The sequence below is a fragment of the Peptoniphilus ovalis genome (genome assembly GCF_018919265.1).
GTDB classification, from domain to species: Bacteria; Bacillota; Clostridia; order Tissierellales; family Peptoniphilaceae; genus Peptoniphilus_A; species Peptoniphilus_A ovalis.
In genome coordinates this window covers 23682-39706 of record NZ_JAHLQO010000003.1, presented here as the reverse complement: position 1 = coordinate 39706, position 16025 = coordinate 23682, and the positions used below count along the sequence as shown (strand labels likewise).

At 28.7% G+C, this 16025-nt stretch carries 17 protein-coding genes; 3 read left to right on the top strand and 14 right to left on the bottom strand.

Annotated elements, in window-relative coordinates; genetic code table 11:
• Positions 1-5 precede the first annotated feature (5 nt).
• The 3 genes from KQI68_RS03865 to fusA form a co-directional block, all read right to left on the bottom strand.
• Positions 6-515: a UvrB/UvrC motif-containing protein gene (locus KQI68_RS03865; protein WP_216548821.1), complete on the bottom strand. Its 510-nt coding sequence runs from the start codon at positions 513-515 to the stop codon at positions 6-8.
• 10 nt (positions 516-525) lie between these two features.
• Positions 526-978 (bottom strand): CtsR family transcriptional regulator, encoded by a 453-nt coding sequence (locus KQI68_RS03860; protein ID WP_216548820.1) that lies wholly within the window; start codon positions 976-978, stop codon positions 526-528.
• Positions 979-1126: 148 nt separating this feature from the next.
• Positions 1127-3184 carry an elongation factor G gene (fusA, locus tag KQI68_RS03855; RefSeq protein ID WP_216548819.1) on the bottom strand — a complete coding sequence of 686 codons (2058 nt, stop codon included), beginning with the start codon at positions 3182-3184 and terminating at the stop codon, positions 1127-1129.
• Positions 3185-3317: 133 nt separating this feature from the next.
• On the opposite strand from fusA, the gene KQI68_RS03850 reads away from it, so the two are divergent.
• Entirely contained in the window at positions 3318-3959 is a 642-nt protein-coding gene (locus KQI68_RS03850) for a ComEA family DNA-binding protein (RefSeq protein WP_216548818.1), read from the top strand.
• A 23-nt stretch (positions 3960-3982) separates the two neighbouring features.
• Here the strand turns inward: KQI68_RS03850 and KQI68_RS03845 are convergent, their stop codons facing one another.
• Positions 3983-5230: an aminopeptidase gene (locus KQI68_RS03845; protein WP_216548817.1), complete on the bottom strand. Its 1248-nt coding sequence runs from the start codon at positions 5228-5230 to the stop codon at positions 3983-3985.
• An 85-nt stretch (positions 5231-5315) separates the two neighbouring features.
• Positions 5316-6659, bottom strand: a complete 1344-nt coding sequence (locus KQI68_RS03840) for an oxaloacetate decarboxylase subunit alpha (protein ID WP_216548816.1) — start codon at positions 6657-6659, stop codon at positions 5316-5318.
• Between the two features lie 246 nt (positions 6660-6905).
• Here KQI68_RS03840 and rpsD point away from each other — a divergent pair, with 246 nt between their 5' ends.
• Positions 6906-7502 (top strand): 30S ribosomal protein S4, encoded by a 597-nt coding sequence (gene rpsD / locus KQI68_RS03835; RefSeq protein ID WP_216548815.1) that lies wholly within the window; start codon positions 6906-6908, stop codon positions 7500-7502.
• A gap of 32 nt (positions 7503-7534) precedes the next feature.
• On the opposite strand, the gene KQI68_RS03830 is transcribed toward rpsD, so the two are convergent.
• Positions 7535-8842: a sodium-dependent transporter gene (locus KQI68_RS03830; RefSeq protein WP_216548814.1), complete on the bottom strand. Its 1308-nt coding sequence runs from the start codon at positions 8840-8842 to the stop codon at positions 7535-7537.
• Positions 8843-8952: 110 nt separating this feature from the next.
• Here KQI68_RS03830 and KQI68_RS03825 point away from each other — a divergent pair, with 110 nt between their 5' ends.
• Positions 8953-9210 (top strand): putative signal transducing protein, encoded by a 258-nt coding sequence (locus tag KQI68_RS03825; RefSeq protein WP_216548813.1) that lies wholly within the window; start codon positions 8953-8955, stop codon positions 9208-9210.
• Positions 9211-9239: 29 nt separating this feature from the next.
• Here the strand turns inward: KQI68_RS03825 and KQI68_RS03820 are convergent, their stop codons facing one another.
• The 8 genes from KQI68_RS03820 to KQI68_RS03785 all read right to left on the bottom strand — a co-directional run bounded on the left by KQI68_RS03820 (position 9240) and on the right by KQI68_RS03785 (position 15967).
• Positions 9240-9794, bottom strand: a complete 555-nt coding sequence (locus KQI68_RS03820) for a DUF6648 family protein (protein ID WP_216548812.1) — start codon at positions 9792-9794, stop codon at positions 9240-9242.
• Between the two features lie 98 nt (positions 9795-9892).
• Positions 9893-10318: a hypothetical protein gene (locus KQI68_RS03815; RefSeq protein ID WP_216548811.1), complete on the bottom strand. Its 426-nt coding sequence runs from the start codon at positions 10316-10318 to the stop codon at positions 9893-9895.
• The gene (gene mnmL, locus KQI68_RS03810; RefSeq protein WP_216548810.1) at positions 10315-11223 is read right to left on the bottom strand and encodes a tRNA modification radical SAM protein MnmL/YtqA; all 909 of its coding nucleotides are present in this window, start codon (positions 11221-11223) and stop codon (positions 10315-10317) included. Before mnmL ends, KQI68_RS03815 begins: the two co-directional genes overlap by 4 nt.
• A gap of 8 nt (positions 11224-11231) precedes the next feature.
• Entirely contained in the window at positions 11232-11564 is a 333-nt protein-coding gene (locus KQI68_RS03805; protein ID WP_216548809.1) for a DUF1292 domain-containing protein, read from the bottom strand.
• A gap of 19 nt (positions 11565-11583) precedes the next feature.
• Positions 11584-13038 (bottom strand): aminoacyl-histidine dipeptidase, encoded by a 1455-nt coding sequence (locus tag KQI68_RS03800; protein WP_216548808.1) that lies wholly within the window; start codon positions 13036-13038, stop codon positions 11584-11586.
• A 49-nt stretch (positions 13039-13087) separates the two neighbouring features.
• A complete protein-coding gene (locus KQI68_RS03795; protein ID WP_216548807.1) occupies positions 13088-14419 on the bottom strand; it encodes a GTP pyrophosphokinase in 1332 nt (443 codons plus the stop codon).
• A gap of 7 nt (positions 14420-14426) precedes the next feature.
• Positions 14427-15176, bottom strand: coding sequence for a peptidylprolyl isomerase (locus tag KQI68_RS03790; protein ID WP_216548806.1), 750 nt, complete (start codon positions 15174-15176; stop codon positions 14427-14429).
• A gap of 89 nt (positions 15177-15265) precedes the next feature.
• Entirely contained in the window at positions 15266-15967 is a 702-nt protein-coding gene (locus KQI68_RS03785; RefSeq protein WP_216548805.1) for an acyl-[acyl-carrier-protein] thioesterase, read from the bottom strand.
• Positions 15968-16025: the final 58 nt, after the last annotated feature.

Sequence of the window (16025 nt, the reverse complement as noted above, 5' to 3'; positions counted from 1 at the left end):
CAATATTATGCAATTGTATCTCCCTTTAAACTTTTAATTTCATCTCTTATCTCAGCTGCTTTTTCATATTCTTCTAAATTAATAGCAAGATCAAGTCTAGATTTTAAATCTTCAAGTTTTCTATTGTAAACTATATAACTATCTGCATCTTTCGGAATTTTTCCTTTGTATTTAGAATTAACATTTAATGCATTTAAATATTTCTTTATATCAGCTTGAAAAGTTTCATAACATTTAGGACAGCCAAGTATTCCTGAATTTTTGACTTGTGTAAAACTTGTTCCACAAAATTCGCATTTTACATCTTCTTCATCTTTAGAATTATTTGCAGTAAATTTAAAAATATTATTTAATGCATTTTCTATTTGAGGAATAATATCTTGATACCCCTTAAATTCTCTTTTAAATTTTTCTTCAGCACATACTTCGCAGAGATGAACTTCTTCCACTCTATCGTCATTTATTTTAGTATATGAGATTACTGATTCTCTCTCTTTACAATTGTCGCAAAGCATATTCTTCCCCCTAACTAAAAATAACTAGGAGCATATTCTTTAATAAACTTGCTCTTAAATTATTCTTATTTTCGCTTTCGCAAAGAGCCCTATCAGATAAACATACCTTAATTAACTCTGACTCTCTCTTAGTAATTTTTTTTAATCTATAAAGTTCTTTTAATAATTCATCGGATTTGTCTTTAGTAATAGAGTCTCCGATAAAATCAATAAAAGTATTTAATGTCTCTTTGTCATCATCAAATTTAACTTTAACTATTCTAATGTATCCTCCACCACCACGTCTTGATTCTACATAATACCCTTTAAATGGTGTAAATCTTGTGGTCAATACGTAATTTATTTGTGAAGGAGCACAATTAAAATAATCTGAAATTTTAGATCTCTGTATTTCTATTGCTCCACCAGATTCAAAAATTAATTCATTTAAAAAATCTTCTATGGAGTTAGATAATTTTGCCATATAATCATTCCTTCTGACTATCTTTGTCTTTTAACGTAAAAAATAATAAATTTGACTATCTTTTACTAATTATATTTTAATATACTTCATGTATTTTGTAAAGTTTTATATAAATAAAAATTGGGTCCCCTTAAGGACCCAAATAAATTTATTTTTCTTTTCTTTCTTCTATTATTTTTTCAGCGATATTTTGTGGAACTTCTTCGTATCTTATAAATTCCATTTCGAAAGTTCCTCTACCTTGAGTTAGTGATCTTAAATCAATAGAATAAGTGAATAACTCAGCTTGTGGAGCTTCAGCTATGAGAACTTGAGTACCATCATTTTGTTGATCCATACCTAAGATTCTTCCACGTCTTTTATTCATATCGCCCATTACATCTCCAAGATAAGCTTCAGGGATTGTTACTTCAACTTTCATTATTGGTTCAAGTAAAACTGGACTTGCTTCTTGCATACCTTTTTTAAATGCCAAGTTTGCTGCTAGTTTGAAACTCATTTCATTGGAATCCACATCATGGTAAGATCCATCGTATAGAACAGCTTTGAAATTAGTAACAGGATATCCTGCAAGAACTCCCTTTTCTTTTGATTCAATAATTCCCTTTTCAACTGCTGGGAAGTAGTTCTTTGGAACTGCTCCACCAAAAACTTCTTCATCGAATTCAAAGTCTTGATCAGATGGTTCAAATCTAATCCAAACATCTCCATATTGTCCGGCACCACCAGATTGTTTCTTGTGTTTACCTTGTACGCTTGCTGTCTTTCTAATAGTTTCTCTATATGGAATAATAAATGGAACTATTTCAACTTCAACGCCATACATATTCTTTAATCTTTCAAGAATTACATCAAGTTGAACTTTACCTTGTCCACCAATTGTAAGTTGCTTAGTTTCAGGATTTCTTTCTATAACAAAAGTAGGATCTTCTTCTCTAATTTTCTTAAGTGATTGAGAAAGTTTTTCTTCATCACCTTTAGTTTTTGGTTCAATTGCATAATAAAGTACTGGTGTTGCATATTTTAATTTCTTATATTCAACTATATGATCTTTGTCACATAAAGTGTCTCCAGTTACAGTATTAGAAAGCTTAGTTGTTGCTCCAATATCTCCTGCATATATTTCTTCAATTTCTATTTGTTCCTTACCTCTCATTACATAAATTCCACCGAGTTTTTCACTTTCTTCAGAATTTACATTGTAAATAGAAGTTTCTTTATTTAGTACCCCAGAAATTACTTTAAAAATTGATATTTTTCCTAAGAATGGGTCAGAAATTGTTTTAAATACAACTGCTGCGAAAGGTTCTTTAGGATTTACTGTTCTTTCTTCCCCTTCTTTAAATCTAAATCCAGTGTGAGCACGAGGATCATTTGGTGCAGGCATGTAGTTAACGATAGTATTAAGAAGAATATCTATTCCTATTCCTTTTTCACCAGAGCCTACAAGAAGTGGTACAGCATCACCTTCTAGTAGAGCTGTTGTAACTCCTCTTAATAAATCTTCTCTTGTAAATTTTTCTCCAGAGAAATATTTTTCCATTAAAACTTCATCAGATCCTGCAACAACTTCTGCAATTTCTTCATACATTCTTTCGGTTGCTTTTAATTGATCGTGATTAAGTTCTGTTTCTTCAGGTGCAGAATTAACATATTTATATCCTTTTTGGAAAATTACATCAGTAACTCCAACAAAGTTTTCTCCTTCACCAATTGGAACTGAAAATGGAATAACTTTCTTGCCAAAGGCATCTTCTAATTCTTCCATTAATTTTCTAAAGTTTACATTTTCACCATCAATTTTATTTATAAAAATAATTCTTGGAAGACCAATTTTTTCTGTATATTTCCAAGTTCTTTCTGTTCCAACTTCTATTCCCTTAGTTGCATCAATTACCATGATTGCTGCTTCACTGGCTCTTAAAGCTCCATGAGCTTCGCCTGAAAAGTCTAAAAATCCTGGTGTATCTATAACATTGACCTTGTAATTTCTCCATTCAACAGGAATAATTGCTGTACCAATTGATGTGCCTCTTTCCTTTTCTTCTTTAGAAAAGTCAGATACAGTATTTTTACTAGAAACATTTCCAAGTTTCTTAGTAGCACCACTTTGGTATAGCATTGCTTCTGTAAGGTTGGTCTTTCCAGACCCAGAATGTCCTACGAGAGCAAGGTTCCTAACTTGTTCTGTTTTATAAACTTTCATAGTCTTCCTCCTAATATGTAAATTTTTGAAATCGTTTTATTAAATAAATTATAACATACTTTTTATTATTTGAAAACTGAATAAGAATTTGTAATAAGGGTATTAAATAAATAATAAAGAAAAGAGAGTTTATATGAATAATAATTTTTTTAAAAACATTTTCAAAAAAGATAATCTTCCATACATAATAATTTCTATTCTTCTTATAATAATAGGATACCAGTATTATGTTTCAAGTAATGTATCAAATGAAAATTATCTCTTAGATATAAATACATCGAAGGAATTTAAAAATAATAAAGAAGAAATTGAAATTGAAAATAAAAATGAGAGTAAAAGTGGAGAAATTTATGTACATATTTCTGGGGCTGTTAAAAATCCTGGACTTTTGAAATTAAATAGTGATAGTAGGATTGTTGATGCTCTCGAAAAAGCTGGAGGACCAATTGATGATGCAGATTTAGATAAAATAAATCTTGCTAAAAAATTAAATGATGAAGAAAAGATTTATATTCCTAAAATTGGAGAAGTTGAAACTCCAATGGTAAACAGTTTAACTTCTATTCCTAGTTCAAATTCTGGACCACTTATTAATATAAATACAGCTGATAGTTCAGAGCTTCAAAAAATTCCAGGAGTTGGAGAAAAAACTGCAGAGAAGATTATAAATTACAGATTGAATTCTCAATTTTCATCAATTGAAGATATTAAAAATGTTGATGGGATTGGAGATAAAAAATTTGAATCAATGAAGGATTATATATCGACTTATTAAAAAAAGCCCCACATGGGGCCTTTTTAAATTACAAAATTTCCGTCTTTGAAGATTTGAACTTCTTCTCTATTTTCTTTGATTCCTACAATATTTGTAGTTTCATCGCCAACCATAAAGTCAACATGAGTTAGAGAATCATTCATTCCTCTTTCCTTTAATTCTTCAATAGATAATTTTTCTCCACTTTCTATACAGCTTGGATATGATTTACCAAGTGCAAAGTGACATGAAGCATTTTCATCATAAAGAGTATTAAAGAATAGAACTTTTCTCATAGAAATTGGAGTGTTGTATGATACTAGTGCAACTTCTCCAAGTTTTTTTGATCCCTCGTCAGTTTCTAAAATATTTTTTAAATATTCTTTACCTTCTTCAGCATCATAGTCTACTACTTCTCCATTTTCAAATTTCAAATAAAAATCTTTTATTAAATTTCCATTGTAATTAAGTGGAAGAGTTGAATAAACTATACCATTTACACCATCGAGTTTTGGAGCAGAGAAAACTTCTTCACTTGGCATATTTGCAATAAATGTTTCTCCATCACTATTTTTATCAGTTGCTCCTGCAAAGATATATCCTTTTGGTAGCTCTACTTGAAGATTAGTTCCCCTTTTAGATGTATATACTAATTTTTCAAATTTATTTTCATTTAAAAATTTGCTGTATCTATTTAAATTTTCAATATGTTCATTAGTTGCTTTTACTGGATCATTTTCAAAAAGTCTAACTGAATTAAATATTTCAAACCATAATTTTCTTACTGCTTCTTCTTTGTCTAAATCAGGAAATACTTTTGTTGCCCAAGATGGAATACTTGCACCAACTACTATCCAAGATATATAATTTGCCATCATCTTAGCACTAAAGTCTTTAAGTGCCTTTGAGCTAGCAAGATTTGCTTTAAATAATTTTTCTGAATCTACTCCTTTAAAAGCATCAGGATTTGCACCAGTTACAGAAAGATATTTTGCTTTCTTTTCCATATAGTAATTCTCTTTATCAACTTTATGCTTTGGGATATCTGTCAATACTTCAACTGATTCATTTTCATATTTAAGTCTTGATAAAATTTCATCTCTGTAGTCCATTTGCACTTCAATCGCGCCTAGTTCATAAGCTTTTTTAGTAATTGAAATTGCAAAATCTCTAGCGTCAACTGGACATCTAACAACAAGTCTGTCGCCTTCTTTAATTCTAAGTCCTGTTTTTAATATTAGTTCTGAATATAAATCTATATAATCCTCAACTTTAAAATCTTTATAATTCATTTAATCACCTTTCCTAAAAATAAATATACAATAAATTCACATTAAATGCAAAAATACTACCTAGTTTCCTAGATAGTATTTTATATTAAGCGTTGTATTTATTTTTTAAGAACTCTTTAGCAACTTGTGGGAATAATGCATAAGTTAAAACATCTTCTTCACATCTTGCTAAATCTCCAACTTCTTGTTTATATTTATCAAGAGCTGGTTCTAAGTGGTTTGCTGGTCTATCAGTAATAACTTCAGCATCTCCAATAATTGATTTTCTAAAGTCCTCATCAATTTCAATTGGAGCTTTACCATAAAGTCCCTTTAGATAATCTTTGATTTCATTTGGAACCATTTTATATCTCTTTCCAGTCATTACGTTAAAACTTGCTTGAGTACCAACCATTTGACTCATTGGAGTAACAAGTGGTGGATATCCCATGTCTTTTCTAACATTAGGAACTTCAGCAAGAACTTTGTCAAATAAATGATCTTGTTTTGCAGCTGTAAGTTGAGAACTTAAGTTAGAAAGCATTCCACCTGGTACTTGATAGATAAGTCCCTTAGGATCAACTGTAAGCATTTTAACTCTCATAGTTCCATCATTTAAATATTTGTTTTTAACTTCTTGGAAATAAGGAGCAAGCTCATTTAATATATCTAAATCTAAATCAACATCATATCCTGCTTCTTTTAAAACAATTGCAAGAGTTTCTGTTGCAGGTTGACTTGTACCGCCTGAGAATGGAGAAATTGCTGTGTCAATTATATCAGCTCCCTCTTCTATTCCCTTAAGATAAGTCATATTTGAGCATCCAGTAGTATCGTGAGTGTGTAGCTCTAGAGGAATATCGATAACTTTTTTAATTGATTTTACTAAATCTCTAGAAACATATGGAGTAAGAATTCCAGCCATATCTTTTATAGCGATTGAATCTGCTCCCATTTCTTGAACTTTAACTGCAAGATCAGTAAAGTATTCAATAGTGTGAACATCTGAAGTTGTATAGCAAATAGCAACTTGAGCTTCTGCACCGGCTTTTTTTGTAGCTTTAAGAGAAGTTTCTATATTTCTAACATCATTTAATGCGTCAAAAATTCTAATAATATCTACACCATTTTTAACAGATAATTCAACGAATTTTTCAACTACATCATCTGGATAGTTTTTATATCCTAGAAGATTTTGTCCTCTTAAAAGCATTTGAGTTTTTGTATTTTTAAATTTACTCTTAATGTTTCTAATTCTTTCCCATGGGTCTTCATTTAAAAATCTTATACAAGAATCAAATGTAGCTCCACCCCAACATTCAATAGCTTTGTAACCAACTTTATCAAGTCTTTCAAGAGCTGGTTCCATATCTTTATATGTCATTCTCGTTGCCATTAAAGATTGATGAGCATCTCTAAGAATTGTATCTACAAATTCTATTTTTTTCATATATCCTCCTATAATTAATAAAATAATATTTTGAATTTCATTTCTGTCTTTGATATTATCTTTAGTATAACATAAAATAATATAATTAATTAATGAATAATCAGTTGTGTTAACAAAATATTTTTGTTAGAGTGTAAAAGTTTTAAATATTCTTTTATTTTACTTTACAAAAACATTGAGATTTAGTATAATGCTATCGGCTTATAAATTATCGCGGCGAAGATTTATAAGGAGTTTGATGAAAATATGGCAAAAATGATGGATCCTAAGTTCAAACAATCAAGAAGACTTGGACTTAATGTTTGTGGTCACCCTAAGGCTATGAAAAGAGCTACAAGAGGTACTGCAAGAAGCGATAAGAAACTTACTGAATACGGTAAACAACTTTTAGAAAAACAAAGATTAAGGGCTTACTACGGCGTTCTTGAAAAACAATTCGTAAATTTATTCAAGGAAGCTCAAAGAACTCAAGGACAAACTGGTCCTAACCTAATTAATTTCTTAGAAAGACGTCTAGATAATCTTTGCTATAGAATGGGCTTTGCTTCTTCTATTAGACAAGCTAGACAAATGGTTAGTCATGGTCATGTAACTGTAAATGGAAAGAAAGTTAATATTCCTTCTTACAGATGTGAACCATCTGATGTAATCGCTCTTTCTGCAAAAGGTAGAAAAGTTGATTTATTCAAGGAAAACTACAACACTAATATTGTTGTAAACTATCCTTATATTTCAAAAGATGAAGACTTCAAAGCTACTTTAGTTTCTTCCCCAGATAGAGAAGAAATTCCAATAGAAATTGAAGATCAATTAATCGTTGAATTCTATTCTAAGAATATGTAATAAAAAAGACCCAAGCGGGTCTTTTTTTATGTTTAAAATTTTATAAACTGACTTAAAAATATTACTACTATAACAATTGGAGAAATATATTTTATACTAATATTCATCCAAGTTTTAATAAATGAATTTTTAATATTTGCACCTTCAATTACATTTTTCATTCCCCATGCTCTTGCAGAAAATATTGCAATGGCAAGGCACCCAAATACAAGTACATAATTACTTTCAAAATTATCTAAGAAATTAAATACGCTGTCACTAGATATAGAAAGTGCTGCGATAATTAATATAATAATTGATGCATAAATTAGTGCTTTAATTCTTCCTATTTTAAATCTTTCCATAAACTGTCCAACTATTGCTTCAAGTACTCCAACTGAAGATGTGAAGGCAGCAATATAAAATCCAAAATAAAATAGAACAGATAAAACTCTTCCAAAAGGAACTACATTAAATGCTAGTGGAAGTGTTAGAAATGTAAGAGCAACTCCTTCTCCTGGTTCAAGTCCAGTTGCAAAAACTATAGGAAGTATCATTAGTCCTGATAAAATTCCAGCAATTACAAGAGCTATACATATCACAGTTGAATGTCTAAAGATATTTTCATTTTCTTCTTTAATATATGATCCAAAAACCATTGAACCTAACATAGCAAGCCCAAGTGCAAAGAAAGCTTGACCTAAACAAGTTATAACTGAATTCATAGAAAAATTAGAAATATCTGGATTGAATAAAAATTCTAAACCTTCCATGGCTCCAGGAAGTCTAAGGGCGAAGAATATTATTATAATCATAATTACAAATAATATAGGAATTAATATTTTTGATACTCTTTCTATTCCCTTTTGAACCCCTAAAATAATTACTAAGTCATTTAAAATGAAATTAATTAGGAAAAATAAAAATACAATTTTTTTATTTGCATTAAAATCATTAAAATAAGTTTGTATTCCTGAACTTGTAAGTCCCACAAAATCTCCAGCAACTGCGCCTGCAATATATTTCATTATCCAAGCATATATAACTGAAGTATATCCAACAATTAAAAGAGCAGCTAAAGTGTGTAAATATCCTGCTAAGTACCATTTTGTTCCTGGTTTTAGATTTTTATATGCATCTATGGCAGCATTTCCTGTCTTATATCCAATTGTAACTTCACAGGTCATAAGAGGAATTCCAATTATTAAAATAATTAGAATGTAAAGGAAAATAAAAATTGCTCCACCATTTTCTCCTACCACATATGGAAATCTCCATAGCGTTCCTATACCTAGTGCAAGCCCAATTGCAACCATTATAAAACCTAAAATCGAAGAAAATCCTTCATTTTGTTTTGACATTTTTCTCTCCTTATATATATTTATAAAACAATTATACACCCATTGAGATTTTAAAACTCAAATAATCTATATAAATTTAAATTATAGGGTATAATTAAATTGGTGATATTATGACAAAAGATATTGAATATGTAAAATTAGTTTCTACTACAAATAAACTAACTTTTGATGAAATTGTGTCTTTTTTAGAAGATAACTCTATTCCCTATTTTGTGGAAAATGATGATGATTTAATGAGAATGCTTTCTGGATTTTCTACTTATGAAAAGGGAATTTATGTAAAAGAAGAAGACTTTGAAAATGCAAATGAACTTCTTGTTTATTTTATGCAAGATAATGACGTATCTGATGAATTAAATTTTGATTAAAAATCCCTCGGCTAATACCGAAGGATTTTCTAATAATATTTTTCGTTTATATAATGATCAATTACTGACGTCTTCATTTTATCGTCAAAGATATTTTCATCTTTTAGAATTGTTAAAAGCCAAGGAGCCTTTGAATGAAAAATGGCTTCTTTTTTGTCTTCTAATACAATTTCGTAAAGTTCATTTCTAAGAGCTTTAGATTGACACCTTATAAAATAAGCTTTCATATTTCTAAATTCTTGCAATCTTAAAATTGCAAGAACTGATTTATCTTTAAGCTGATAATATTTATTTGTTAAATTTAAATAATAATTATAATATTTAGAGTGCTTCTTAGTATTTCTCACTTCTTTAGAAAGAGACCTGTAATACTTTGCCATTACATTATAGTATTGGTAATTATACATTCCCTTTTCATAGGAGTCTACTTTTACATAAGGCTTTGCATTTTTCATTGCAAAGTAATCAAAATTCTTTTGTAAAAATTCTCTTTTAGATAAATCCCCATTAGTATATTGCATAATAAGAAAAGATCTATGCTCAAAGAAATCTTCAAAAAGCCCTTTACGTCTATTAAATTTCACAAAACACCAGTAACATTTAGAACTACTGGAATAACCATAGCAATTACTAAGACTATTGCAATAATTCTGACAATTAATTTTCTATCCACAATTTCACCTTAGTTTTCAGTAACTTCTATTGAATGATCCTTTAATGCTTCAGGCATATCTGCTTTTAAATAATCTACATTAATGAAAATTTCTTTATTTTCTGCATCAGGAATTTTAGAAACTTTGTTGTAAAGATGTTCTAAGTCTTCAATATTTAATGACAATACTTTGTAAATTCCGTCAATATAGATTTTGTGCAAGTCATAATCCATTGCTAAAAGTCCACAAATAAATCCGTAAAAACTGTCAATTGAATTTAATCTGTAGTCAGTTGCATTGATTAATCTTACATTGTAATCAAGACTAAAAATATGATCATCATCAACTTCTACAAAAGCAATGTTTCCGTCGCCTTTTTTGTAATCTTCATTAGCATTGTCGATTAACCATCTTGTTTTTCCAGAACCTTTGCTTCCTAAAATATACTTAATCATAGTATTTCTCCTTTCACTAGATCACCTTGAGAATAGCCTTTATCATTCATTTCTTTAACTATGTCATCTCTAATCTTCCACCAAGACGTATCCCAGTTACAAAATAGAGAATTTTCTTCAGGTGCTCTTCCAATTAATCTTTCAATTATTATATCATCTTTGAGATGTCTTAAAAAGAGTATAACTTTTTTCTTGTAATCTTTTAAAGAAATTGGAGCAATTTCATTATTAAGATACATCTTACCAAGAACTGTATTCCTTACAATATAAAGTGCATGAATTTTGACTTCATCTACACCAAGTGCGTTTAAAATTCTTGCACATTCTACAATATCTCTATCATTATCCCAAGGAAGTCCTATAATAATATGAGTGCAAATATTGATATTTCTTTTTTTGAGTTTAATACAAGAATCTATAAACTCTGCCAAACCATGACCTCTATTTATTTTATCAAGAGTGTGATAATTTACTGTTTGAAGTCCAAGTTCCACAGTTATAAAATAATCTTTATTTAACTCTTCCAAAAAATCTAAATACTCTTCTCCAAGACAATCAGGCCTTGTAGAAATACTTACACCTACTACATCATCAATTAGAGATTCTAAAACGGATTCTTTAAATTTATTAAAGTCCATATAAGTATTGGTAAAATTTTGAAAATAAGAAATATATTTATTTGCCTTGTACTTGTTTTTAATAATTTCTTTATTAAAATTTAATTGGTCTTTAATTGAACCGTAATTATTTTCAAAACTTCCACCTTCTTCCCCACAAAAGATACAACCTCCGTATCCGCAAGTTCCATCTCTATTGGGGCAAGTAAGGTCAAGTTTTATTGGTAATTTATATACCTTTTCTCCAAATTTCTCTTTGAGAAAATCAGAATATTTTCTATAACACATTTAGAAAATTATTCTTCTTCCTCATAGTCATCGAAAATTTCTTCAAAAGCTTCAGAAACTTTTTCAAATTCTTCTTCAGATTCAATTACATCAAGTTCAACTTCTTCTTCAGAAACTTCTTTGTACTTGTAAATAAATACATCTTCTCCATCTTCTTCATTTTCAGGAACTAGAGCAATATATTCTTGTCCTTCAAATTCAAATATGCCTAGTACTAAACAAACTAATTCACTATCATCTTCAAGTGTAAGAGTTATAGTTTGATAGCCTTCTTCGTGGTCGTGGTCGCATCCGCAGCCGCAGTGCTCGTGATCGTGAACATGTTTTTCTTCGTTATTCATAATTCCTCCAAATAATCGTTTATTTTAAATTTTCTAGTATTTTAATTAAAAATTCGAATGTTCTTTCAGTAGATGATATTGAAAGATGTTCGCCTGGTGCGTGAACTCCCTTCATATTAGGTCCTATTGAAAGCATATCAATATTTCCTAGCTCCTCTACGAATTGTCCGCATTCAAGTCCTGCATGTATAGCTTCTAGTTTGAAATCTTTACCAGTAAGTTCTTTATAAGACTTGCTAGCAATATCTCTTAATTCAGAATTTTCGCTATATTCCCAAGCCGGATATTTTGTTAAAATTTCAACTTCTGCTCCAAATTTTTGAGCAGCTATTTTATTTATTTCACCTATATATTCTTTTAATGATGATACTGAAGATCTAATATTAGAAATAATATTAACAGTATCTTCTTTGTTTTCAATAACACCAACATTGACAGATGATTCAACTAATCCTTCAATATTTTTTGACATAGTCATTACACCATTAGGTAGTAAATTTAAAGCTTGAATTATACTTTCTTTTAATTCATCAGTAAAAGCTTTGTCTGATGTATTTTTAGACTTTTCAAAATTAAGTCTAACATCGGGATCAACTTTTCCAAGTTCAGTTACAAATTGTGAATTTAATTCAACTACTAAATCTTGAAGAATTTTAATCTCATCTTCATCTACTCTTATTAGAGCTCTAGCATATCTAGGTATTGCATTTGGTTTTGCTCCACCTTCGATTTCAATTAAATCTGAATTTGTATTTTTAAATATATTATGAAGACTTCTTCCTAAAATTTTAACTGCATTTCCAAGTCCTACTTGAATTTCTTGACCTGAATGTCCACCTTTTAAACCATTAACTATAATTTCATAGAAATTACTATCTTTATCAATATCTTTGTAATCTTTTTTAAATATAATTAAATCTCTTTCCGCTCCAGCACAGCTTATACAACCTACACCTTCAGTTTCAGAGTCTAGATTTAAAAGTCTTTTTGAATCTAGCATTGAGCCATCAAGATTTGCAGCACCAGTCATTCCGCTTTCTTCATTAACTGTAAATAAAGCTTCAATTTTAGGGTGCTTGTACTCCTCTGATTCAAGTATTGCAAGAATCATTGCAATTGCTATACCATTATCAGCCCCAAGAGTAGTCTCCTTAGCAATTAAAAAGTCACCTTCAATTTCATATTTAATGGGGTCTTTAGAAAAATCAATAGTGCATTCATTAGTTTTTTCACAAACCATATCCATATGACCTTGAAGAATAATACTATCTGAATCTTCAAATCCTTCTGTAGCATCTTTTTTAAGCACTACATTTCCAATTTTATCAACACATACTTCTAAATTGTGTTCTTTACCGAAATTAACAAGATATTCTCTTATTTTATCTTCTTCAAAAGAACATCTTGGAATTTTAGTTATTTCATCGAAGTAATAAAATATTCTATTTTCTTTTAAAGAATTTTTATCTATCATTTAGACCTCCTAATAATATTATACATAAGTATTTTAAATATTTACAGTCTTAAAAAGAATAATTATCTCTAAATATTTTTAACATATCTTCTTCTAATGTACTCTTACTAATTCTCATTTCTAAAATTGCTTTATTAAATTTATCCAGAGATTCTTCGAGAAGAAAATCTAGAGTAGGCTTAGCTTTAAATTCATTAGCAACTTCATACAAGAATGTATTTTCTAAAAAATCTCTAGTATCTACATCGAAATCTTTTTCTTCGAATAAATCATAAAGACTAATCGTATATTCATATCTAATAAAAATTATAAAATCTGTAAAATTATGTCTATTATCGTCAGATGTTATTATTCTTATTATTTTAAATAGTATATTCCATTCAAAGTCTTTATTAATTATTTCGTATAGAGTATCTGTAATTGATTTAGAAAATGAATCATAATACTTAGGTTTTTTCTTAAAAACTAAATATTCTTCTAAATCCATGTCACTAGCTGATGCTGAATTTATTTTATTTATCAGAGAAATAAAATTTTCACCATAGCTTAAATCCTTATTCTTTTGAGATTTCAAGAAAAGGAAATCTACAACAACATCGCTTATAGTTTTAAGATTTATAAACATTCCTAGTTCATCTAAAATCTTTCTAGTAAAGACATCGTGAAGTATCTTAGATAGCAGTTTTTTAAGTTGCATTTCAGCAGTTAATGTTTCTGATGCATCTTGTTTTCTCACATGATTGTATAAAATCATGAGTTGTTTATCAATCATTGTAAGATTGTCGCTAATTGAATTCATAATCTCTCTGAAAAAATTTGCAGTTATCATGTAATTGTAATTTTTATAAAGAAGCTTATGGTCAATTTCTCCCCAAAAAACATTAACAAGTGATTTTATTTGAAGTTCGAAACAGTAAAGAATTTCACCATCAAAATATGTTCCATCGAGTTTAAACATTTTAAATCCATTTAACATTTCTTGTGGTTGATTGTCTTCTAAATTAAGTCTAATTTTTGTATTTTTAGATGATGCGTAATATCCATCCTCGCATTTTATTGTAAATTCTTCAATTATTTTTTTGTATAAGTCTTCTTCATCTTTTATGAATCTACACTCAATTCTAACTCCGATAATATCCTGAATCATTTTAAAACCGGCTACTGGATCTGGAAATCTCATGTAGAAATTTCTTCTTATTAACTTTTCCTTTAAAGATTCTTGAGTTTTTAATCTAGTGGAAATATTTACTAATCTGTCGTCATCAATTAATTCTTCTGTAAAATATTTTTTTAATTCATTATTGACTCCAACTATTTCAATATAGTGGTAATCGTACAGCGCTAAGACGTCGTCAACATAATTAAAAAGCTCTAGTTTCATTTCTCACCTAGATTTTCATGTCTACTGTATATTTTTCTTTTAATTCATTAATTTTATTGTTGTATAGGTCCTGTTCTTTAAGTCTTCTGACTTGTGCTTCTAATTTATCTTTAACTTCATCAAATTCTGCATCTTTCGCATCATTTTTTTCAACAACTTTTATAATGTGATAACCAAACTGAGTTTTAACAGGTTCTGTAATATGTCCTTCTTCATTATTAAATACTGCATCTTCAAATTCTTTGACCATTTGTCCCTTAGTAAATGTGCCAAGGTCTCCACCCTTTTCACTTGAAGGACAAGTTGAAAATTCTCTGGCTAAAGCTTCAAAATCTTCACCATTTTTAATTTTTTCATAAATTTCTTTTGCCTTATCTTCTTCTTCAACAAGAATATGTGAAGCTCTTGCACTTTCGCCTTGTTTTAATTCTTCCTTATGTTCTTCAAAAAATTCTTTAACTTCATCTTCTGTAACAGAAACAGTTGAAAGAAGCTTGCCAAGTGCATAAGTTTTAAGCATTGTTTCTTTAGTTTTATTTAGAACTTTTTGAAAATCTTCATCTTCATCTATTCCCTTTTCAATTGCTTCTTGATATAAAAGTCCTTGATAAACTAATTCATTTACAACTTCTTTATTTATTTCATCTTGAGAAAAGTAAGCTCTAAGTTGAGGATTTAAAGATTCCATAAATAAATTGTAATCCTCTCCTGTAACTTCCTTTCCATTTATCACTGCTAAAACTTTCTCTCTATCCATTTTAACCTCCATATGTTTTAAATATGTATTAATTATTAACTTTCTCTAAAATTATGTTACCATTTGATATATTATTTTTCAACTTATGGCTAATTTATACTAACCCATGCTCTTGCGTGTTTAATGCTAGTATCATAGGATTTAAAATCAAAAAATATTTTATCTTTTCCTTTAAATACATCAATATTTACAGTATCACCTAATTTAATTTCTTTCATATAATGAATGCTTATATTTTTAATTTTCATATTTTTAAATTCATCAGGTAGAGAATCTTTCATAATATCTACATAAACAGAGTTATTTACATGATTATTCTCATCTATATCAGATTTTTTCACCTCGTAAATACAGGTATTAATCTTTTCAAAATCATCTTTTATATTTATTCTATCAATATTTTCAAAATTTCTCATTTCATCACAAGTGTAATAATTCATAATGTCTTCTGGAATTTTAATGGGTTTTCTCTTTTTAAGATCTATTAAAATAAATACAACTGAAGCCTTTGATATTATTTCATCTTTAGATTTCATTTCAAATTCTCTAAAGGCATATAAATTTTTAAAACCACTTGCCCATGTGTTAACAATGACTTTTTCATTAACAATAGGTTTCCTATTTATATTAACTCTCCATTTATAAATCATCCATGTGTATCCAAGTTCAATTAATTTATTGTTATCTAAATTTAACTTAATTGATTCTTCATTGGACGTATTTATAAAATATTTAGTTATATCTGAAGTAGTTAAATCTTTATTAATGATATATTCTTTTTGATACTTCATACTTCCTCCCTTCTCTAATTTTAACACAAAGTTTACTTTAAATATCTATTATGTTAAA

What these genes read in the sequence shown, in the direction of transcription:
- rpsD (WP_216548815.1), top strand. Translation starts at nt 6,906, where the DNA reads ATGGCAAAAATGATGGATCCTAAGTTCAAACAATCAAGAAGACTTGGA.
- KQI68_RS03830 (WP_216548814.1), bottom strand. Translation starts at nt 8,842, where the DNA reads ATGTCAAAACAAAATGAAGGATTTTCTTCGATTTTAGGTTTTATAATG.
- KQI68_RS03785 (WP_216548805.1), bottom strand. Translation starts at nt 15,967, where the DNA reads ATGAAGTATCAAAAAGAATATATCATTAATAAAGATTTAACTACTTCA.
- KQI68_RS03845 (WP_216548817.1), bottom strand. Translation starts at nt 5,230, where the DNA reads ATGAATTATAAAGATTTTAAAGTTGAGGATTATATAGATTTATATTCA.
- mnmL (WP_216548810.1), bottom strand. Translation starts at nt 11,223, where the DNA reads ATGTGTTATAGAAAATATTCTGATTTTCTCAAAGAGAAATTTGGAGAA.
- KQI68_RS03860 (WP_216548820.1), bottom strand. Translation starts at nt 978, where the DNA reads ATGGCAAAATTATCTAACTCCATAGAAGATTTTTTAAATGAATTAATT.
- KQI68_RS03865 (WP_216548821.1), bottom strand. Translation starts at nt 515, where the DNA reads ATGCTTTGCGACAATTGTAAAGAGAGAGAATCAGTAATCTCATATACT.
- KQI68_RS03790 (WP_216548806.1), bottom strand. Translation starts at nt 15,176, where the DNA reads ATGGATAGAGAGAAAGTTTTAGCAGTGATAAATGGAAAGGAAGTTACA.
- KQI68_RS03840 (WP_216548816.1), bottom strand. Translation starts at nt 6,659, where the DNA reads ATGAAAAAAATAGAATTTGTAGATACAATTCTTAGAGATGCTCATCAA.
- KQI68_RS03815 (WP_216548811.1), bottom strand. Translation starts at nt 10,318, where the DNA reads ATGATTAAGTATATTTTAGGAAGCAAAGGTTCTGGAAAAACAAGATGG.
- fusA (WP_216548819.1), bottom strand. Translation starts at nt 3,184, where the DNA reads ATGAAAGTTTATAAAACAGAACAAGTTAGGAACCTTGCTCTCGTAGGA.
- KQI68_RS03805 (WP_216548809.1), bottom strand. Translation starts at nt 11,564, where the DNA reads ATGAATAACGAAGAAAAACATGTTCACGATCACGAGCACTGCGGCTGC.
- KQI68_RS03800 (WP_216548808.1), bottom strand. Translation starts at nt 13,038, where the DNA reads ATGATAGATAAAAATTCTTTAAAAGAAAATAGAATATTTTATTACTTC.
- KQI68_RS03850 (WP_216548818.1), top strand. Translation starts at nt 3,318, where the DNA reads ATGAATAATAATTTTTTTAAAAACATTTTCAAAAAAGATAATCTTCCA.
- KQI68_RS03825 (WP_216548813.1), top strand. Translation starts at nt 8,953, where the DNA reads ATGACAAAAGATATTGAATATGTAAAATTAGTTTCTACTACAAATAAA.
- KQI68_RS03795 (WP_216548807.1), bottom strand. Translation starts at nt 14,419, where the DNA reads ATGAAACTAGAGCTTTTTAATTATGTTGACGACGTCTTAGCGCTGTAC.